At 65.8% G+C, this 20,798-nt stretch carries 15 protein-coding genes and 2 riboswitches; of the genes, 9 read left to right on the plus strand and 6 right to left on the minus strand.

Annotation, left to right across the window (positions count from 1 at the left end; translation table 11 throughout):
* The first annotated feature begins 197 nt into the window (after positions 1 to 197).
* The 3 genes from E9536_RS24175 (at position 198) to E9536_RS24185 (ending at position 2,828) form a co-directional block, all read left to right on the plus strand.
* Entirely contained in the window at positions 198 to 1,112 is a 915-nt protein-coding gene (locus tag E9536_RS24175; RefSeq protein ID WP_136470968.1) for a hypothetical protein, read from the plus strand.
* 321 nt (positions 1,113 to 1,433) lie between these two features.
* Positions 1,434 to 1,841, plus strand: a complete 408-nt coding sequence (locus E9536_RS24180) for a VOC family protein (protein WP_027792704.1) — start codon at positions 1,434 to 1,436, stop codon at positions 1,839 to 1,841.
* A 237-nt stretch (positions 1,842 to 2,078) separates the two neighbouring features.
* Positions 2,079 to 2,828 (plus strand): SDR family oxidoreductase, encoded by a 750-nt coding sequence (locus tag E9536_RS24185; RefSeq protein WP_136470969.1) that lies wholly within the window; start codon positions 2,079 to 2,081, stop codon positions 2,826 to 2,828.
* Between the two features lie 34 nt (positions 2,829 to 2,862).
* On the opposite strand, the gene E9536_RS24190 is transcribed toward E9536_RS24185, so the two are convergent.
* The gene (locus E9536_RS24190) at positions 2,863 to 3,393 is read right to left on the minus strand and encodes a toxin (protein WP_060084660.1); all 531 of its coding nucleotides are present in this window, start codon (positions 3,391 to 3,393) and stop codon (positions 2,863 to 2,865) included.
* 402 nt (positions 3,394 to 3,795) lie between these two features.
* On the opposite strand from E9536_RS24190, the gene E9536_RS24195 reads away from it, so the two are divergent.
* A complete protein-coding gene (locus E9536_RS24195) occupies positions 3,796 to 5,010 on the plus strand; it encodes an MFS transporter (RefSeq protein WP_247873502.1) in 1,215 nt (404 codons plus the stop codon).
* A gap of 208 nt (positions 5,011 to 5,218) precedes the next feature.
* Here E9536_RS24195 and E9536_RS24200 read toward each other — a convergent pair whose 3' ends face one another.
* Complete coding sequence (locus tag E9536_RS24200) at positions 5,219 to 5,467, minus strand: hypothetical protein (RefSeq protein ID WP_136470971.1); 249 nt, start codon at positions 5,465 to 5,467, stop codon at positions 5,219 to 5,221.
* Between the two features lie 186 nt (positions 5,468 to 5,653).
* On the opposite strand from E9536_RS24200, the gene E9536_RS24205 reads away from it, so the two are divergent.
* The 3 genes from E9536_RS24205 to E9536_RS24215 all read left to right on the plus strand — a co-directional run bounded on the left by E9536_RS24205 (position 5,654) and on the right by E9536_RS24215 (position 12,407).
* Entirely contained in the window at positions 5,654 to 7,351 is a 1,698-nt protein-coding gene (locus E9536_RS24205) for a M4 family metallopeptidase (protein ID WP_136470973.1), read from the plus strand.
* A 569-nt stretch (positions 7,352 to 7,920) separates the two neighbouring features.
* Positions 7,921 to 10,023 carry an EAL domain-containing protein gene (locus tag E9536_RS24210; RefSeq protein ID WP_136470975.1) on the plus strand — a complete coding sequence of 701 codons (2,103 nt, stop codon included), beginning with the start codon at positions 7,921 to 7,923 and terminating at the stop codon, positions 10,021 to 10,023.
* A 53-nt stretch (positions 10,024 to 10,076) separates the two neighbouring features.
* Positions 10,077 to 12,407, plus strand: a complete 2,331-nt coding sequence (locus E9536_RS24215) for an EAL domain-containing protein (protein WP_136470977.1) — start codon at positions 10,077 to 10,079, stop codon at positions 12,405 to 12,407.
* A gap of 104 nt (positions 12,408 to 12,511) precedes the next feature.
* Here the strand turns inward: E9536_RS24215 and E9536_RS24220 are convergent, their stop codons facing one another.
* Positions 12,512 to 14,623 carry a radical SAM protein gene (locus E9536_RS24220; protein WP_136470979.1) on the minus strand — a complete coding sequence of 704 codons (2,112 nt, stop codon included), beginning with the start codon at positions 14,621 to 14,623 and terminating at the stop codon, positions 12,512 to 12,514.
* 615 nt (positions 14,624 to 15,238) lie between these two features.
* Here E9536_RS24220 and E9536_RS24225 point away from each other — a divergent pair.
* On the plus strand, positions 15,239 to 15,427 hold the full coding sequence (locus E9536_RS24225) for a hypothetical protein (protein WP_027792696.1): 189 nt from the start codon (positions 15,239 to 15,241) through the stop codon (positions 15,425 to 15,427).
* Between the two features lie 118 nt (positions 15,428 to 15,545).
* Here E9536_RS24225 and E9536_RS24230 read toward each other — a convergent pair whose 3' ends face one another.
* From E9536_RS24230 to E9536_RS41870, 3 genes are all read right to left on the minus strand, one after another.
* The gene (locus tag E9536_RS24230) at positions 15,546 to 17,690 is read right to left on the minus strand and encodes an FAD-dependent oxidoreductase (RefSeq protein ID WP_136470981.1); all 2,145 of its coding nucleotides are present in this window, start codon (positions 17,688 to 17,690) and stop codon (positions 15,546 to 15,548) included.
* A gap of 437 nt (positions 17,691 to 18,127) precedes the next feature.
* Entirely contained in the window at positions 18,128 to 19,150 is a 1,023-nt protein-coding gene (locus E9536_RS24235) for an ABC transporter substrate-binding protein (protein WP_136470983.1), read from the minus strand.
* 138 nt (positions 19,151 to 19,288) lie between these two features.
* A riboswitch (guanidine-I (ykkC/yxkD leader) is annotated at positions 19,289 to 19,410 on the minus strand.
* A 70-nt stretch (positions 19,411 to 19,480) separates the two neighbouring features.
* Complete coding sequence (locus tag E9536_RS41870; RefSeq protein WP_211097488.1) at positions 19,481 to 19,738, minus strand: hypothetical protein; 258 nt, start codon at positions 19,736 to 19,738, stop codon at positions 19,481 to 19,483.
* Between the two features lie 106 nt (positions 19,739 to 19,844).
* Positions 19,845 to 19,978: riboswitch (guanidine-I (ykkC/yxkD leader) on the plus strand.
* A 57-nt stretch (positions 19,979 to 20,035) separates the two neighbouring features.
* Between E9536_RS41870 and E9536_RS24245 the strand changes: the two genes are divergently transcribed.
* Entirely contained in the window at positions 20,036 to 20,791 is a 756-nt protein-coding gene (locus E9536_RS24245; protein ID WP_060084668.1) for an urea amidolyase associated protein UAAP1, read from the plus strand.
* The last annotated feature ends 7 nt before the right edge of the window (positions 20,792 to 20,798 follow it).

Consider the following 20,798-nt stretch of genomic DNA (forward strand, 5'->3'; position numbering starts at 1 on the left):
GCCGCGTTGCCATCGGCTTTGCCGGCCGGTTACGGCGGCAGGTGCCGCTAGCGCCCGGACAATCCGCGCCATGGGTTCGACAAGAGAACCGGCGCCCGAATCGATCGGCCGGGCAACCGGTATCGAACGGCGATATCAATTGGTGCACCCGTGAGCGTGCATCGGGTCACTTGAAGACGCATCCGGGGTAAAGGCACATGATCGGGAAAATTGCATGGCTGTCCGTCGTTTCGCTTCTGGTCGCGGCATGCGGGGATCGTTCCGGTCAGGCCGATACCGCATCGAATGCGCAGCCGGCGGCCGCGTCGGCGACGCAGGCCGTTACCTCGCAGCGCGAAGGGCGCGACTCGCCTGTGCCGCCCAGGCCGGGCCAGGTGCTGGAGGGCATTTACCAGAAGGACGCGCATGGCGAGGCGACGATGGAGATCGCCAACGGAAGCCAGGCCACGTATTGGTACGGCCACGCGTTCGACCTGAACGGCGGCCGCTACTTCACCGGCTTCGCGTACGAGACGCCGAACAAGTACGCCGAACAGGAGAAAACCGCCGAGCCGGCGCCCGATGCCAGGGTGACGATCACGGAGGCGACCTTCGAATGGATCTCGGACGGCGGCGTGGCCGGCTGGAACATGGTCGAGTCGGAACGCTCGATCGGCGAGTTTGGCCGCTACGAAAAGGCTGACACGATCGACGACAAGGAATCCGCCGTGAGCACGACCCTGCCGGACGGGCGGATCGTGCTGGCCGTGCCGACCTGGTACCTGGCTTCCGGTACCCGGATCAAGTCGTTCGGCATGTTCGTCTATCGGCGCACCGATGCGTCCAGCAATCCTGACGATACCGACTGGACCTATGCCGGCAACGTATTTCGCGGCAACGACAGCGGCGCGGCATGCGATGCCGCGGGTACCGGCAACCGGATACCGTGCGTGGAAGGCTCTGCGACGCTGACGTTCCTGCCGGCAGACGGCCGGGACTGGCCGCGCCTTCGCGTGGCGATGACCGGGACGGGCATCGACAACGCCGGCCGGAAAAAGACCGACGGCGCCGCGGATGTCGTCGAATACCGGTTCAATCCGAAGACGAAGGTTTACGAAGCGGTGAAGACGTAGGGCGGCATGGGGCGTGTCGCTTTCAACGAAGGTTCCACCTGTCCAGAAAGAGGATCCAATGGAGATGGCTCTCTCGAGCAATAAGGTGGGCGGCTGCCGGAAGTGATGTGGTTCAGCCAAATCACGGACAGATACAAATGCGAATGGCGCGATCCGCCGCGCTCGCAACCGCGCCCCGATCCGCGATTTCTCGCGGGTTCGCGCGCTGTCGAGCCAGGCGGCGAATGCGAATTGTCGAATGCGAGCCGCGGCTCGTATTCTGGGTGCGTCGGGCGGAACGGCATGGGGCCTCCGCCGATCGACGCATGACGGAGACTCGCAATGACTGCCATGACGCAAACCATGAAGCTCAATCACCTGAGCTTCCCCTCCGCCGACACACTGGCGACGGCCCGATTCTTCGAGCGGCATCTCGGCTTCACGATCGCGGGAAGCTGGGACAAATCCTGGATCCTCAAGCGCCCGGGCTTCGACGTAGTGATCGATCACGCCGGCGACGATGAGACCGCGTGGCCGACGAATTTCCACGTCGGGTTCGAACTGCCGAGCCTCGATGCCGTTCGCACGTTGTTCGAACGCTTCAGGGAAGAGGGCGTCGAGATGGTGACGGACGTCTTCAACAACGGGCGCGGTTCGCGCTTCTTCTGCCGCGCGCCGGGCGGCGTGATGTTCGAGCTGAACACGCGCGCGGATGCCGCGCCGGAATATCAAGGCACGTTCGACGACTGACGCCGGCAAGCGTCATACCGCGTTCGGGTGCCGGCGCGGGCCGCCATTTCAATGACCGTGCAGGTCGGGAAGGCTGCGCATCTCCATCACGTGCAGATCGCCGCAGCGCGCGACATGGCCGTGCCGCACCACCCGCGATGCCGTTGCACCGGACTTCAACAGCAAGAAACGGAGTGTCTGCCTGCAAACGGTCGCCTACATTGCCGTGACTGACCTCACTCACGGGATGTGAAGAAGATGACCTTACTCGACGGGAAAGTCGCCATCGTCACCGGTGCCTCCACCGGAATCGGCCGGGCGATCGCATTGATGTTCGCGGCGCATGGCGCGTCAATCGTATTGGGTGCGCGAAGCGAATCCGCGTTGAATCAGGTGGCCAGCGAGATTCGTCGTCACGGCGGGCAGGCGTTCGCCTGCGCCGGCGACGTCTGTCACGTCGATACGCATCGAAGGCTCGTCGCGACGGCCCTGCGCGAGTTCGGCGGTCTCGACATCGCGATCAACAACGCGGGAACCGTCGGGCCGCTCAAACCGCTCGCGGACATCTCGCTCGACGATTGGCAGCACACGCTGTCTACCAATCTGACGGCCGCCTTCCTGGGCGCAAGCAACCAGATTCCCGCGATGCTCGAACGCGGAGGCGGCTCGATCGTCTTCACGTCCAGCTTCGTCGGAACCAGCGTCGGGCTACCCGGCATGTCCGCGTATGGTGCGTCCAAGGCCGGCTTGATGGGACTGGTGAAGGGCATCACCGCCGACTACGCGGCACGGGGGATTCGGGCAAACGCACTGTTGCCGGGCGGTGTGGACACCGCGATGGGGGGAGACCCCGAGCAAAAGGAATGGGCGGCCGGGCTCCACGCGATGAAGCGCATCGCCCGCCCCGACGAGATCGCATCCGCGGCGCTGTTTCTGGCGAGCCCGATGGCCAGTTTCGTTACCGGCTCGGCCCTGTTCGCCGACGGAGGCAATGCGGCCGTGAAGTGAATTCGCATCGCCGCAAACGCGCGTCGCGCCGCGCTCAACCGCCGGCGCGAACCAGCATGTCGATGACCGCGCGGGTGCGCGACGGCCGGGTGATCTCCGTCCAGTGCAGATGCGCGTATTTCGGGTCGTCACGCAGGCCGGCGAACTTGACACGATTCCTGGCGAACGTGGTGTACGACCACAGCAGCACCGACTCTCGCGAAAATGCCATCCGCAGCGACTCGCGGTTGCCGTGCGAAAGTTCGGTGCGCATGAGCCCGCGGCTCAACGTGCGCCAGAGCACGCGGGAGAACACCGTCCGCCGCCCGAAGTTGAGCCAGATCACGTGAGTGGCTCTCGACCAGAGCACGTCGCGCACGGCGCTGTAGTTCCCGTCGGCGACCCATCGGTCGCCGGCCGTCGCGGCCAGCACGGCGCGCTCGAACTGTTCCGGCGGCACGGCTGTCCAGTCGGGGCCCCAGTAGAGTCGATCCAGCTCGATGTACGGGCAGCCTGCTGCCACCGCCAGTGCGCTGGAAAAGGTGGATTTCCCCGCTCCGCTGGTTCCAACGACGACGAAGCGCATGGGTTTGATCGCGGTTGAATGTTGAAGCCGGGTATTGTGCCTCATGCACGAAGCGGTCGCTCGACTGCGGTTCGTCATTGAATATCGGCCATGGCCCGGTTTGCCCCCCGCACTCCCTGCATTGTCGGAGCGGGCGGAGCCGGGAGCCCCTCGCCGCTCCGCAACGGTCATTTGAATTCGGCGTCTACCATTCGTTTCCCGCACCTTTGTACAATCAGCCGCTTCAGTCCTGCCGCCCACTGCCGCGGCAAACCCCGAAAAAAATAACGTGAGAGAAACGATGGCGACCGAACCCGGATTTCAGACGCGCATGTACGCGGATAGCGCCCGCGACGGGAGCTCGTCATGTGCGCCCGGATGGGCAACGACCGGGTGCGCGTCCCGATCGGATCGAGGGCTGGCATGAGCGACAAACCCGTTCTTGCCGCCGGTGCGCCGTGCGAACCTGCGGCGTCGGCTGCTTCCTTGATGGCGCTGGCGTGCCTGGTCGTATTCATGGCGCAAATGGCGACGACGGTGTACCTGCCGTCGCTGCCTGTCGTCATGCGCGAGTTGAAGATGACGCAAGGCGGTGCCGAGTTATCCATCTCCGCCTATGTGATCGGTGCCGCGCTGCCGGTGCCATTCTGGGGCGCTGCCGCGGAACGCTGGGGCCGGCGCGGCCCGCTGCTGATTTCGCTGCTGCTGTTCATTGGCAGCAGCCTGCTGCTCGCCGGCTGCACGGTCGCACCGGCACTGCTCGTGTTGCGCGCCATCCAGGGCATCGGCGGCGGCGGCGCGGCGATCATCGCCCGAATCATCGTCCGCGACAACTGGCGCGGCGATGAACTGGCGCGACGCCTCTCCGTGTTGTCGATCGCCTTCATCACGGCCCTGGGCGGCGGCCAGTTCATCGGCGGGCTCATCGGCCGATACAGTCATTGGCAAACGGGTTTCGTGCTGATGGCCGTCGTCGCCGCGCTGGCGATCGCGCTGTCGTACGCGTTGCCGTTGAAGGCGGGAAGCCGTGCCGCCAAACCGTCGGGCCTGGCCGGTACTTACTGGCTCCTGCTGCGGCGCCCGGGCTTCCTGTGGCCAGCCTGCGCGGGCGGATTGGGGTTCGCGACGACCGTCACCTTGCAGGAGGTGAGCCCGTTCGTGTTCCAGGAGCATTTCAAGCTGGCCGTGACGAGCTTCGGCAGTATCGGCCTGCTGCTCGGCGTGGCTTATTTCAGCGGGGCGATGCTGGTCAACCGCCTCGTGAGACGGCATGGCGGCGCCCGGCTGATGCATGCCGGTGCCGCGTTGCTTGCGTTCGCAACCACGTTGATGCTGGTGTCGTGGCTGAGCGGCCTGCTGACCCATTTCACCGGCCTGTGGATCTTCATCGCGCTGTATTGCCTGGCGATCTTCGGCCAGGCGGTGCTGTTTCCGAACAGTATGGCGACCGCCGTCAGCGATGCGCATGAACACGGCGCGCATGCGATGGCCTTGTGCGGTTTCCTGCAGCAGGGACTGGCGGGCATCGCCGCGACGGCCGCGGTGCTGCAGCACCATGGCGGCGCGTGGACGCTCGCCGTATTCGTGCTGGGGGCGCTGACGTGGCTGGTGGTGCAGGTCAAGGTGCGGGGCAAGTAGGCGGCCGACGTCAACGGACGGTTCATCGGCCGTATGCATCTCTCGCGAAAACAGCGGCGTGCGGCCGCGCATCCGCGTCACGCTGCGCGGATAGGGCGATGCAGAGGCAGTGTGACGCACTCATGCTGCCGGATGAGCCGTACCGCTTAAACGAACGATTCGTAGAAAACTTGTTCTCATGCGTCGTTCGCGAGGCTTTTACTACGCATTAAAAGGCGGTGTCATCAAGGGCGAGAATCGGAAAGCCACTAAAAATCCCGGTGGTGCGCCCGGAATGGCAATAATCAAAATCAATATTTAATAAAGCAAATAGCATCTGCCGCGCTACCTCGAGCTTCACATCTTCCATTCCGTCCGACCCGCGCCACGCACGCCTTTCCCCAGTAACGGCGGGCCCGGCACGCGCATTCCGCCGATGCGGCGTTGCCGAAACCGGCATCGCAGCCGACGAGATCATTTCAGATTTCTCACCAAATCATGACTCGATTAACATCGCCGACAGAAAATATTAACCTGTCAGAAAATATCTTGTAATTATAAAAATGACCTCCTAGCATCCCTCTGCAGTTCGTGACATGTCCTGGATCAAAGTCTGTACTTGATGCATTCCTCGAACATCACCCATACATAACCGGGGGATTACATGAAGAAACTGTCTCGCCTGCTGTCCATCACCGCGATTACCGTCGCGAGTCTCAGTGCTTTTGCCCAGGCCGGCGACCAGTCGGCCACGGTCGACAAGGCACTGCAACTGATCCAGCAGAACCCGTCCGCCTTCAGTCTGGCCGCTGGCGGCGCAGCACGCACGTTGAAGTTCGCAGGGCCGCAGGCGAGTGCGCCGACGGACGGCGATCAATTCGAGGTGCGCGACGTGATCGTCGATCCCGACGGCACCGAGCACGTGCGTTTCGACCGTTTCTACGCGGGCCTGCCCGTGATCGGCGGTGACGTGGTCGTCCATTCGAGCAAGGGGCAGTTGAAGCAGGCGAGCGTGACCCAGCTCGCGCCGATCAATCTCGCCGGCACGATCGGCAAGGTCGGAAACCGCTCCGTGATACGCAACGCGCCCGACATCGGCAACGCCAGGGTCAAGCGCATCGCGACCGCGCGCTTCAACTCGGACGTGCGCCGCGTCGACGACGCGGAACTCGTGGTGTTCGTACGCGACGTCACGCCGACGCTGGCCTACGCGGTGCGCGTATACGGCAAGTCGAACGACGTGCACGGCGATGCGGTGCTGTACTACGTCGACGCACGCACGGGCGCCGTGCTCGATGCGCAGGACCTGATCAAGACCGCCGCCGCGACCGGCACCGGCCGCTCGCTGTACTACGGCAACCTGACGCTGACCACCGACCAGACAGGCACGAACGCGTACCGGATGCTCGATCCGAATCGCGGCGGCGGCTCCGTATACGACGGCCGCGGACTGATCGCGGAGGACGTCGAGCAGGCGACCGACCTGCCGATCTTCACGAGCAGCACGAACGTGTGGGGCAACAACGCGACCACTGACCGGCAGACCGTCGCCGCCGACATCGATTACGGTCTGGCGTTAACTTGGGATTACTACAAGACGACGCACAATCGCAACGGTATCTTCAACGACGGGCGCGGCGTGAAGAGTTTCGCGCACGTGGTGTTCGACACCGGCAGCGGCACGACCGGCGCGAACGCGGCATGGATGCCGTCGCACATCATGGTGTACGGCGACGGCCAGCCGGGCACGAGCCTGCCGAAGCCGGTCGTGTCGGTCGACGTGGCCGGACACGAGATGAGCCACGGCGTGACCGAGGCCACGGCGAACCTGAACTATTCGGGCGACGCGGGTGGGCTGAACGAAGCGACTTCCGACATTTTCGGCACGCTCGTCAAGTACTACGCGAACAACCCGAACGATCCCGGCAACTACGTGATCGGTGCGCGCGTGGTGAGCGGCGGCCTGCGCAAGATGTACAAGCAGGATCTCGATGGCAGGTCGTTCAGCTGTTACCCGTCCGGCGGATTCTCGTGGTCGAATCCGCGCCACGATCCGCATTTCACGTCGGGTGTCGGCAACCGCCTTTTCTACCTGCTGGCGGAGGGCCCGACGGTGCCGTCGACCGATACCGGCCTGACGAAGGCGAAACTGGTCTGCAACGGCGACACGACCTTCACCGGGTTGGGGCGCGAGAAGGCCGGCAAGATCTGGTACCGGACGCTGACCGTGTATCTGAACGCCAACTCCAGCTACCCGAACGCGCGGCGTGCGTCGATCCAGGCGGCGAACGACCTGTACGGCGCGAATTCGGCCGAAAGCGCGACGGTCGCTCGCGCATGGAGCGCGGTCGGGGTGAATTGATGGCGTGTGTGCCAGTGCGTTGAATGCCCGAGGATCGATCGCGTGGCGGCATTTCGTGTCGGAGAACGGAGAGCCGATCGAGGCCACGCGACGCCCGGGCAAATGACGGACGCGTGTTGATCGACCGCCTGCAATTGCTGGCGGTCGATCTCTGGAATCCGGTTTTTATCCCGCCAGCCACGTAGCCCGCTTTTCGGCACTGCGTGCCGACATGGTTGCGCCTGCCGCACCTTCCTCGATAACCGCGCCGCGTTCCCCGGCTGTCCGTGACGAACCTGGAAGAAACCTGACGGTGAAGCGCGGCGGAATCCAGCCGTATCACCCATCGCCCACACCCGTCGGTCGATCGGCAAACCATCGGCCGATCCTTCGATATCCCGCCCCGTCTCGTTCCGGCACTTTTCCCAGAAAAAATATCTTCCGGGCAATCGTTTGCGTGCCGCCGCGCGGCGTTCAGTTTATTCATCGCATGCCGATATCCGGAAGGCGCGCCTGATCGAAGCGGCATCGCCCCGCGGTTTCGATCGGGAACGGCATCCACGCATGCGACGGATAGGGGAAGAAAGGTTTTGGCGACAGTTTTAGGGTGCATCGTTCAACGGCACAATCACTGGCTGGTCCTGCTTGCCGCGCTGTTGTGCGGGGCCGGCTCGTGGGTCACCGCGCGTTTGTTCCAGCGCACGGTGAACACCTCCGGCACGCAGCGGTTCGGCTGGCAGGTGCTGACGGCCATTTCGGCCGGCGTGGCGATCTGGTGCACGCACTTCATCGCGATGCTCGGCTTCGATGCCGGCGCGCCCGTGCAATTCGACCTGCCGCTCACGCTCGTGTCGCTGCTCATCGCGGTCGGCGGCAGCACGATCGGCTTCGTGCTGACGACCTGCCGCATCGTCAGGATCGCGCCCGCGCTCGGCGGCGCGATCGTCGGCGTCGCGATCGTGCTGATGCATTACACCGGCATGCTCGCGTGGCGGGTCGAGGGCATCGTGTCGTGGGACATCGGCTACCTGGTCGCGTCGGTGCTGCTGGCGATGACCCTCGCGGCGCTCGCGCTGCACCTCGCGCTGCGGCCGTCGCCGCACGCGGTCAACCAGATGGCCGGCGTGCTGTCGCTCGCGATCCTCGCGCTGCATTTCACCGGGATGTCCGCGCTGCGCATCACGCCGCTGACGCTCGACGGCGCGTGGACCGACGTGAACACGCTGCGTCCGCTGGCGCTCGCGGTCGCGGGTACGTCGCTCGTGATCGTCTGCACGGGGCTCGTGAGCTACGTGATCGACAGCAACGTGCGGGCCGAATCGCTCGAGCACCTGCGCCGGCTGGCACTGAGCGACATGCTGACCGGCCTGCCGAACCGGGCGAGCTTCAACGAGCGGCTGGACCTCGAAATCGCGCTGGCGCAAGAGCAGGGCACGAAGCTCGCGCTGATCGGCATCGACCTGAACCGCTTCAAGGAAATCAACGACCTGCGCGGCCACCACGCCGGCGACGAGGTGCTGCGCATCCTCGCGCGGCGCATGTCGAACCTGCTGCGCGAAGGCGAATTCGTCGCCCGCATCGGCGGCGACGAATTCGCGGCGCTCTGCCGGATGGGCGACGACGCACGCCTGATGGACCTGCTCGAACGGCTCGAGCCCGCGCTCTACAAGCCGGTCAGGCTGGACGACTACGAGGTCGTGCCGGGCGCGAGCTTCGGTGTGGCCATCTACCCGGACGACGCAGCCACCAAGGCGATCCTCATCAACAACGCGGACCTCGCGATGTACCGTGCGAAGGGCAGCGTCGCGCAATCGATCTGCTTCTACGAGCCGGCGATGGACCTGATCGTCCGCGCGCGCCGCAGCCTCGCGGCCGACCTGCGCCGCGCGGTGGCCGACAACCAGCTGAGCATCCACTACCAGGTGCAGACGTCGCTGACGACCGGCGAGATCCGCGGCTACGAGGCGCTGCTGCGCTGGCAGCATGCGACGCTCGGCACGATACCGCCCACCGAGTTCATTCCGCTCGCCGAGGAAAACGGCGTGATCCTGGAGATCGGCGCGTGGGTGCTGCGCGAGGCATGCGCGCGCGCGGCCACGTGGGAGCCGCCCTATACGGTCTCGGTGAACGTATCGGCCGTGCAGTTCATGCACGCGGACCTGACGGCGCTCGTGGCGGAGGTGCTCGAGGAAACCGGCCTGCCGGCATCGCGCCTGCAGCTGGAACTGACGGAATCGACGATCTTCGCCGGCCGCGAGCGCGCGCTGGATACGCTGCGGCAGATCAAGGCGCTGGGCGTGAGCATCGCGCTCGACGATTTCGGTACCGGCTATTCGTCGCTCGACACGCTGCGCTCGTTCCCGTTCGACCGCATCAAGCTCGACCAGTCGTTCGTCGCGGACGCGGAAGCGAAACCGCAGGATCGCGCGATCATCCGCGCCGTGCTCGCGCTCGGCAAGAGCCTGGGCATTCCGATCCTGGCCGAAGGCATCGAGACGCGCGACCAGCTCGTGCTGCTGGCCGACGAAGGCTGCGACGAAGCGCAGGGCTTCCTGCTCGGCAGGCCCGCACCACTCAACGAGATTGTCGGCAGCGGGCAGATCGCGCTGACCGGCAGCAACCGCGCCAGCGCGCCGGTTCCCGCGTCCGGATCGGCCGTCACGGCCGAGCTGGATCCGGGCCCGCGCCGGTAAGCGACAACGCCGGATACGGCAATCCGAACGCAGGTTGCAGCAGGCAGGCTCACATGAAAACCCACTACGCACGGATGGTCAGACTGGCAAGCATCGCGGCGCCGGCCCGGAACCCGGACCTGCTCGCGGCGCAATTCCGGGTATTCGCCGGCCAGCTACCGGTGATGTACCTGATCCTCGTCTCGAGCACCTGGAGCCTCGCCGTCACGCACCTGCGCAGCACGCCGTGGTGGCTGTCGGTCGCGATGCCGGCCGGGATGACGCTCGTGTCGCTCGCGCGGCTGCTGCACTGGCGCCGCGCGCGGCTGGTGGAGCCGACGCCGGACACCGTGTCGCGTGCGCTCACGATGACGAACTGGCTGGTGATCCCGATCGCGGTGACGTTCACCCTCTGGGCGCTGCTGCTGTTCCCGTACGGCGACGCGTGGCAAAAGGCCCAGGTCGCGTTCTACATGGCGATCACGGTGATCGGCTGCATCTTCAGCCTGATGTACCTGCGCACGGCCGCGCTGATCGTGGCTGTGATCGTCAACGCCGCGTTCATCGCGTTCTTCCTCTCGACGGGCCAGCCGACGCTCGTCGCCACCGCGGTCAACATGGCTTTCGTGTCGGCCGCGCTGATCGCCGTCATCTCGGTCAACTACCGGGGCTTCGTGCGTACCGTCGACGCGCAGGCCGAATCGCGGATGCGCGAGCAGGCGCAGACGCGGCTGATGCGGATGATCGACGACATGCCGGTGGCCGTGATGACGGCCGACCCGGAGACGTTCCGCATCAACTACCTGAACACGGCGTCGCGAAACCTGCTGCGCTCGATCGAGCATTTGCTGCCGATTCGCGCGGACGATGCGCTCGGCGCATCGATCGACTTCTTCCATCCGCACCCGCAGCACCAGCGCCGCCTGCTCGCCGATCCGGCGAACCTGCCGCATCGCGGCCGCGTGCGGCTCGGGCCGGAAGTGCTCGACCTCCAGGTCTCGGCGGTGCGCGATGCCGAGGGGCGCTACATCGGCCCGATGCTGTCGTGGTCGATCGTCACGCAGCAGGCCGAGGCGGAAGCGCGCATCCACCAGCTCGCGCATCACGATTCGCTCACCGGCCTGCCGAACCGCGCGACCTTCCTCGCCGAATTCGACGCGAGCCTGCGCCGCTCGGACAAGACGCTCGGGCTGCTCTTCATCGACCTCGACGGCTTCAAGCTGATCAACGACGCGTGCGGGCATTCGGCGGGCGACGAGGTGCTGCGCCAGGTTGCGGAACGCCTTCGCGGGCAGTGCCCGGAAGCGAGGACGATGTTCGGGCGCATCGGCGGCGACGAATTCGCGGTGCTGCTGCGCGACACCGACGCGGACGGTGCGATGGGCGCGGCCGCGCGGCTCGTCGACACGCTCGTCGCGCCCTATGCGCCGTCGCCCGAGCGGCAGTTCCGCATCGGCGCGTCGATCGGCTGCGTGCTGGCGCCGCATCACGGCAACGACGCCGGCGTGCTGCTGTCACGCGCGGACATGGCGCTCTATGCGGCCAAGAAAGCCGGGAAGGGGACGTACCGGATGTTCTCGCCGGACATGGAAACGAGCGCGCAGGAGCGGATCGCGCTCGAATCGAAGCTGCGCGTCGCGCTGGACGAGAACCAGGGGCTGTACGTGTTCTACCAGCCGATCGTCGATGTCCTGACTCGCAAGGTGACGACGCGCGAGGCCCTGCTGCGCTGGCATCACCCGCGCTCCGGCTGGATTTCGCCGGGCTACTTCATTCCGGTGGCCGAGCGCGGCGGCCTGATCGACCGGCTCGGCCGCTTCGTGCTCGACCATGCCTGCCGGGAGGCGGCGCGCTGGCCGGACGGCGCACGCGTCGCCGTGAACGTGTCGGCGGCGCAGCTCGGCCACGGCACGATCGTGCCGGCCTTCGCGGCGGCGCTGGCCGGCGCGGGCCTCACGCCCGACCGGCTGGAAATCGAGGTGACGGAAACCGCGCTGCTGCATGACGAGGGCAAGGCGATCGCGGACCTGCGCGCGCTGCGTTCGATGGGCGTGCGCGTCGCCCTCGACGATTTCGGCACGGGCTTCTCGTCGCTCGCGCATCTGCGCGCGTTTCCGTTCGACAAGATCAAGATCGACGGCAGCTTCGTGCGCGATGCGATCTCGCGACCGGACTGCGCGGCCGTCGTATGCGCGGTGGCCGATCTCGGCAAGCGCCTCGGCGTGACGACCGTCGCGGAAGGCGTCGAGACGGAGGAGCAACTGGCGTGCATCACGGATGCCGGCTGCCGCGAGGTGCAGGGCTTCCTGATCGGCAAGCCCGCGCCGGGCGAGCACGATGCGCCGGCCATTCGCTGGATCGAGCGGGCCGCGCTGGCTGCGCAGTCGACGGGCAGGCGGGCGTGAGCGACGGCGACGCGGCCGGACTGCGCGATACCCGGATCGATTGAAGGCCGAAAACGTGCATTCCGGGATGACGATTGCGCGCGCCGGGCGGGTTGCGTTGCGGGTCAGGAATGCACGTCCGAGATCACGCGTCGAACGGCAAACGCCAGCGGATCGACCTCGTGCACCCCGATGCTGAGCCTCGCATCGAACGACGCCGCAAGCTGCTCGAGTTGACCGAAAGCGTATCCGGGGTCCGCGGTGACGATGGTCACGAAGGCCATACCCCGACGATATCCCGCCTTGACTTCGATGCGAACGCCGCCCGGAAAGCGCTGGTGAAGCGCTTCGCGAACCAGGCCGATATCGATCTCGCCGGGTTCCGCGCGCCGGCCTTTCCGAGGGGTGACATCACGCACGAAAAAACAGGCGCTGACGCGCACTTCCGGGCCGTCGATGGCGCCGACATGCGCACCTTGCCGATAGGCGAGCACCGCGAGCCGCTTGCGCCGCTCGATTCCCGATACCAGGACACACGTGCCGGCGACGTTGGTCTGGCCTTCCGCGATCATTTGCGCGAATCGAACCGCCCGCTCGCCGGAATCCTCACGCGAGCCGAAATGCAGCGCAAGCCTTGGCGTTCGACCGATTTCCGCGCCGAGCCGCTTCTTGACCGACAGCATGGCCGCGTCGTCGATGTCGTCGAACACGAGTTCCGCGGCGAGCGGGCGACCGGCGCAATAGCCGGTGAGCAGTTGCCGAATCTCGACGAGTTCACCTGGCGCGCCATCACCCTGCAGCTCGAGCGTGACGAGGACGACCTCTCCATGCAGCCAGGTCCTGGCGGCGGGATGGGGCTTCCGGGCGGCCAGATCGCGTGCGTCATCCGCGCCTGACGCACGCACCGCGGCCAGCAGGAACACGTCGTGGGCGTGGATGCCGCCGGGCACCACGTATGCGCCTTTCTTCCAGGCCAGCGCACGCAATTCCGGAAACAGGTCGTCTGCCTCGTATCCCGTCGCGATCACCGAGCGGCCGATCGCCGCCAGCTCGCGAGGCGACCCTCCGCCCGACAAGCCCGGCCCCGCGACCGCTTCTTCCTTGAACAGGCGCTTCCACTCGGACGAATACTCGGCATCGGGCGCCCATGACGGCAGCAGTTGTGCGAGGTAGGCGTCCGCATCCGCGATGGTCTCGAATTTAGCGACCATCACGCACTCACCGCTGTTGTTGCCGGAGAAGGCCTGCCACACGCTGACCGGCGGCGTTGACCGGGTTCGACCGGCATCTGCGCCGCGACGTGCACAACCGCGCCGCGCACTGGGCTGCTCGAGATGCGCACGCGCGTTGCGCCACCCGTGCAGGATGTCCTCCGCACTGGCGGCAGGCAGGCCGCCGTCCTGGAACGAACAGCCCTGCATGCGTTGATCGGGCGTGATGGAGACGAAGTCCAGCCCCGCGCCGCAGTCGCCACTGCCATCGGCTCCGTCGAACAATCTGGATACGGGCACCGCGTCGCCGAAGCACACCGACAGGCAGCAGGCGATCGGCGAATCCTGCACGATGGCCGCAAGCTGCGCGCGCCCCCTCGGCGAAAGGTGCCTGCGCAAATCGGGGCCGATGTAGGACAGCAACGAGACATCCTGACAACCCAGCGCGGCCAGTTCGGCCAGCAGGGCGGGGAGGCCCGGCAGCACGGCGTCGTCGACGATCAGGTTGGCGCCCCACCTTTGCCCGTATTCCGAGAGGACCGTGCCCGCGTCGCGCCAGCGCACGTCGTCGTAGAGCGAGACGCGGGCCTGGCCGAAGCGGCCCGCGTAGGGCGCGAACGTGTTGCGCCGGATCAGCGTTCCATTGGTCGTGACGTTCAGCGCAAGCGGCGTGGTGTGATGGAGGATGTCGATCAGCTCGGCGAATCCACGGAACGCGAACGGCTCTCCGCCGCCGAAGGCGACTTCCAGCGTGCCTGCCGTGGCGAGGCCGCGAAGGACGCCGGCGGCCGACTGGACGGACCAGGCGCTGTCGCGCCGCACATCACGCGAGCAGAAGTCGCAAGACAGATTGCACTTGTTCGTTATCCCGAACATCACGACTCGGGGTGCGAGGCGCCGCAAGTGGCGGGTCGCCGCGTTCTCGATCCGGACGTGCGTTCCTGTCGCGGGGTGAAAGCGCAGCAGCGCGCCGTCCAGCGGATACGCCCTGAATGCGTTGCGGTCAAAACCAGTGGAAACCGGCATCGGCGAGGCCCTCTGTCCTTTTGTCGAGGATCCCCGTGAACCCGGTGGCAGCACGGGAAACCGTCATATTTGAAGCAACTCGCGCAGTCACCATCCGTTGCCCGGCCGGGCATGAATGGCAGGCGCGGGGAATGGCGCAAGGCGCTTCACGCTCGGGGAGAAAGAAATCCTCGAGCGCGTCGCGCCCGAAAGGGAAATCATCCCGGCGTGCAGCCGGCAGCCGACACGCGCGGCCGCCGTAGAGTCGCACCGATTATAACGGCGGCCCGATCACGGTCCGGCCTGCGAGGTCAGATGCGGTCGAAGTCGAACGGCGTCACGTCCGGCAGGCCTTCGACCCGTTGTACCTCGACGCTGCACCCAGTGCGGAGCGTGTCGATCGTGCGGCGCGCCTCGAGTGCCTTCTTTGAAACGACCCATCAAGCCGGACGGCAAGCGGATCGCGGAGAAGTGAACTGCGATGCTTGCTCGAGGTCATTGCGGTGCATGCGCAGCCGCCGTAGGATGGCGGGAGACGTGCGTTTCACATCACGTCATCTTGGCGACATCTTTCTCACGTACATCTATTGCACTTCGCCAGTTGGCGGGGTGCCGATTTTTCAAGGAAGACCGACCATGGCGGCAAAACGCCTTCGCATCAACATGATTACCCGTCGCCAGTCGACGTTCGACGGCCGTCATCTCGACACCGAGGCGGTACGCCGCTACGACGCGCAAGTGCAAGACGCGATTCCCGCCCAATTGAAAGGCACGCAGGGTGCCGAGGCGGAATGGCTGCCGCGCGTGAAGGTGAGCGAGCGTTAATCCGGATACCCCGATTCCGCCGTCCGGCCGCGCGCCCCTGTTTCGATCGATGTGAAACGCGCCCGCCGGACGGCGGGCGCATGATGACGCGCGACGCACGCGTCTCCTCGTTCGCGAATTACTGGCTGGTGGCCAGCTCCGCTGCGGGGACCTTCACGACGGGCCGCAGACCGATCACGAGCGGACGTGCCTCAGTGGACAGCGCGCTCACGTCGCCGCGATTGGCGCGCACGATCAGGCCCGCCACCGCATTCAGTGCGCTCATGAACGCGCCTTCGAGCCAGCCGCCGAGGTGGCTGTAGCTGTCGCTGGCAATGAAGAAGCGGTTGTCGAGCGACGCGGCGAGCGCATGCGTGTGATACCGGAAGCACAGGTTGCTCTGGTGATGGTCGCCCGTCATGTCGAGCTTGAAGCCGCCGGCTGTCTTGTTGGTCGTCCAGTCGAAGACAAAGCGGTCCGCCGTGCGTGCTTCCGCGAGCAACTGATAGAACCACCACGGTTGTGCGTTCGACGCGCCCGCATACTTCACGTACCGATACGCGCGATTCACCATCGTCCGGTACATCCCGTCCGCCGTACCGGTCTCGGTTGCCGGGTTTTGCGGATACAACCCGAAATCGTGCTGAAGCCGGGTCGAATCGTCCTCCCACGTGTAGCTGGCCAGCAGGCTCGAATACTCGGGCGCCTGGCCGTCTTCGACGATGGGGCTCGGTACCACGTAGCTCGCCGCGAGGCCGCTGTCGGAGACGACGGCCTTGATCGGTTCGCCGCGCCATTGCGGAACCCACGGCTGGTCGAGCGCGGCGGTCTTGACGGTGGCGAACACCTTCGACGAGCGCGCCATGTGAAGCTGGCCGATCGCCGTGACGATCCGGGCGTTCGCGGCGGGGCTGCTATCGCTCAGCAGCAGCGGCGGATAGACCTGGTTGTACGTATGCGTTTCGAGGCCCAGGCCCGCGTCCCCCAGATTCTGGCTGGCGGCATGTTCGAAGCCGCTGCGGCTGACGATCGGCGTCAACTGATCGTGCGGGACGGCGAGGATCACGAAATCGTAGGCTTCGGAATGGACGGCGTTATGGCTGTCGTATGACAGCAGTTGCGCGCGCGCCGACGCGGTGCCGGAATGACAGGCGTTCGCGACGCGTTCCTGACGAACCTGGACGACCAGCTTGCCGGCGCCGACGTCCTGCGCCTTGAGGAACAGATTCCGGATGAACTCGACGTTTTCCGTGACCGGCAGCGTGTATTCGTTCGAATAGTCCCAGAGGATCAGCCGCATCATCTCGACCAGCGAGATGTTGTACAGCGGCTTGAAGCCGCCGGTGCCGAAGCCGAAGCGGCCGAACAGTTCGACGTAGTAGCTGATCGATTCATCGACGTCGAGCACACCGTCGACCGGCGGCAGCGTTCCCTTCTCGAACGCAACCGTCACGATCTCGCGGACGGCCGCACCGAGCGTCAGGCCATCGTATTGCGCGATGAACTCGGGCCAGTACTTCGTCTGAATCCGCTCGAGGGCATCGGCCGGCGGCGTAGCCGCATTCAGGATCGCCGCGATCTTGGCCGGATCCACATTGGCGATCGGATACATCGCGACATTCTCGCCTTGCGGGTTGCCCGCCAGCCCGCCGGCGACGACACCCAGTACCTTCAACGTCGGCGAATCCGGATCTTCCCAGTCTTTCGGATCGCTCCCGACATAACGGTCGACCCGATTGCCGAACACGAATTCGGTCGGCACCTTGCCGGGATTCGGAAATACCTTGATCGGCGCCGCGTCCCCGAATGCGGCGGACGCATAATGCCAGGTCAATCCGGCGATTTCCGGAAAGCGCATCGCGCCTACTTCGTAAATGGTGTCGCCGCTGGCGGGATCGCCGTTGTGAACGAGCGCCGCCGACACTCTTCCGGCCTTGAGCCCGCGTACCTTGATCGCCTTGATTCCCGGCCGGTCATGAAGAAACGAATCGGGATCGGCTTCGTAGATCTGCACGTCGATGCCGCTTCCTGCCGGCAGCGTCGCCGCGAGCCGGCCCAGTTCGTAGAGTGCGGCGATGCCGCCTGCTCCGCCGCCGACGATGGCGATCCTGTAGTTGCCGGCGGGCAGCGTACCCAACGGCGCGGCGGCGGCGACGGGATAGGACAGCAGCGCGGAATCGGGATGCCGGTAGTTGATCCCGCTCAACCGGGCTTCGCCAACGGTGGTGGCAATCTTCTTCTCGTCCTTCAGGCCGAGCAGCCGGGGAATGACGGTAACGCCCATTACGTTTCTCCATCGAGAGAGTGGAAACCGCGCGATATCGATCCCGCTTGCCGCTGGCACAGCGCGTCGGGACCGATTCAGGACAACGACAACGCATTGCGAACGAAGCTTGCGCAGTATGCGAATGCGGTTTCGCCAAATCAATCAATTTTTGTTTGAGAAACGATCGAGGAGAATGAGCGAAATGATGGAAAAGAGGCGGGCTTGGGAAAGGGGGATTTCGTGACGGTAAAAGTCACGGGATCCCGATCGAATCGTCGATCATCTTCGGATTGCCGAACACGCGACCGGTGAAGCACGCGATCAGCTGCGCAAGCACCGCTGATGGGTGACGCCTGCCTCGACATCCTCGAAAATGCGCCTCCCCGTGCTCGATGAACCGGGGAGGCGCCCCGCCAGCCTGACAGAGCCGTCAAAGGTCCGACCGCGCGCAACGGTCAGTTCGGCATCCCGAATCGCGGATCGATATACGCATCGATATTCTGCGACTGCTTGTACACGCCGTTGCGCACGTTGAACGCATTCGCGTTGCGCGTCGAGCCATAGATCGAATCGAGACCGTCGCCCTTGCGGAACGCACGCTTCGCGGCCGCTTCGTCGAGCAGGTGCGTGCCTTTCAGCAGCGGGAGGTATTGCTCCGGCGTGAGCCCGACGCGCGCGGACATGATCCTGACCGCATCTGCCTGCGTCTTCGGGTCGTTGATGTACGCGACGCAGCGGTACCAGACCTTGATCACCTTGGCCCAGTCGGCCCGGCGCGCGGCGAGGCTCGCGGGCGCGACCGTGATCGCATCGTAGATCAGCCCCGGCGCGTCGGCCGACGTGAAGATCGCGCGTGCGCCCGGCGCGCGCTTCAACGCCTCGTTCGCGTTCGGCTGCCATGCGGCGACGGCGGCGACATCGGTCGACGAGCCGAGCACCTGCGGCAGTTCGTTGGTCTTCGCATTGACCAGCGTCACGTCGCCATCCTTCAATCCGTGCTTTTGCAGCGCGGTTTCGAGCAACAGGTGATCGACGAGGCCGAGCTCGACGCCGACCTTCTTGCCCTTCAGCCCCTCGACGCTGCGCAGCGGTGGCTTCGCGATGATCATGTCGTTACCGGCGGAATAGTCGGTCAGCAGGATCATCACGTTCTTCGCGCCGGATGCGCCCGTCACGAGCGCATCGCCGTTGGTTGCCGCGACCGCGTCGAGCTTGCCCGCGGAAAACGCGTCGAGCGACGCCGAGTAATCGAACCATTCGAAATCGACGTCGACGCCGGCCTCCTTGAACCAGCCCTTGTCGAGCGCGACCTGGAACGCGACCCAGCCGGGCCAGTCGCTGTAGCCGATCTTCAGCGGCGCCGCCGCGTGAACGGCGGGCGCCGCGAGCAGCGCCGCGGCCGTGGCGGCGGCACCCAATGCACGACGGGCGGAACGGAAGGACAGCAGGCGGCGGAGTGCCGAGGCGGGACGGGTCATCGTGTTTCTCCAGGAGACCGGGATCGGGATCGTCGATACGGACCGTGCAGGAGCACGGTCCGGCTGCGTAGCCGGTTCCTGCGGATGCGGAACGAACGAAGCGGCCACGGAGAGGCGCGATGGCCGTTGCCATCGCCAGTCTCCCGGGCTTTTGTCCCGCCGTGTAGCGCGTGCGCGTCCGCTCTCGCGATCGGACGAACCCGTGCCGGGCTGCTCTCGGACCAGACGTTCGATGAACCGGAACCCTAGCATCCCTAAGATGCGACGCCGCCGCACCTCTCGGCGTCATGCCGAGCGAGAACCGTGCCAACGACGTGCGACGAGGGCGGCTCAGCGGCGGCGCGCGGCGCGTTGCAGTTCGATGAAGCGGGCGGAGAAGAGGGCTGTCAGCGCGCGCCGGAGCAGGTCGAGCTTGTTCATGAGCGGTTGGATGTCGAGTGAAGGTATCGCCATCGATGCAATGCCCATGCCATTGCGGATCGTGCCGTGCATGCGCATGCGACACGCACTGCGCCGGTGCGGGATCGCGTTCGCCTGGTGCGCGGCACGCCCGCCGCGAGGGCACGGGGCCGCCGCGATGTCGTGCATGCGGCGCACGTGCGGGCCGCCGCACCGCGTTGTGCAGCCGTTTCGTCGAGGCTGGCACGCAACTCGCTTGATCGTCGCCCGAGAGGTGCGAAGCAATTTGCATCATCTTCAGGATCGCTAGGGTTCCGGTCATGCGGCGTTCGCGCCGCACGATGCCTGGTCCGAGAGCAATCCGGTCTTGCCTTCGCCTCGATACGAGGCAGCGGCGAGGCTCCACGGAGGGATAAAAGCCCGGGAGGTCGCGATGTCGTTCGGTCGCCCTCTCACGCCTTTTATCCAACCGACCACGGAGCCGCCATGTCGCCGAGCCCCCAAGCCGTCCTCGCCCCACTACCGCACGTCGCGTGGGAAACGCTGATTCCCGCCGGGACCCACTGGTCCGGCATCCTGCGCCGCGGCCTCGCGCTGCGCATCGTCGATGTCGAAGGCGGTGCGAACCTGTCCGCCGTATTTCATCGCCAGGAAGACCCGCTCGAACGCTACAACATGGCCGATACGCTGAAGGCGCAGCACACCGCGCATCTCACGCGCGGCCATGCGCTGTACACGGACATGGGGCGCGTGATCGCGTCGATCACGGCCGACACGCTCGGCTGGCACGACCCGCTCGGCGGCGTCGGCGACGCGCGCCTGTTCGCACACAAGTACGGCACGACGACGTACCAGGCCGATCGCAACGCGATGATCCGCAACGGCCGCGACAGCCTCGTGCTCGAACTCGCGAAGTACGGGCTGTCGGCGCGCGACCTCGCCGCGAACGTCAATTTCTTCAGCAAGCTCGAGACGGGGGACGACGGCACGCTCGATTTCGTCCCCGGCCATTCGACGGCCGGCAGTGCCGTCGACCTGCGCTTCGAGATGAACACGCTCGCGGCATTCTCGACCGCGCCGCATCCGCTCGATCCGCGTGCGGACTATGCGCCGAAGCCGGTGAAGCTGATCGCGTACCGCGCGTATCCGGCGGACGCCGCCGCACCCGAAGACGATCCGTGCCGGCGCGCGTGCGCCGAGAACATGCGCGGCTTCACCAACACCGACCGCCTGTTCGCGTAAGGAGCCG

This window comes from Burkholderia sp. LS-044 (assembly GCF_004803625.1).
In the GTDB taxonomy this organism is placed as follows: domain Bacteria; phylum Pseudomonadota; class Gammaproteobacteria; order Burkholderiales; family Burkholderiaceae; genus Burkholderia; species Burkholderia cepacia.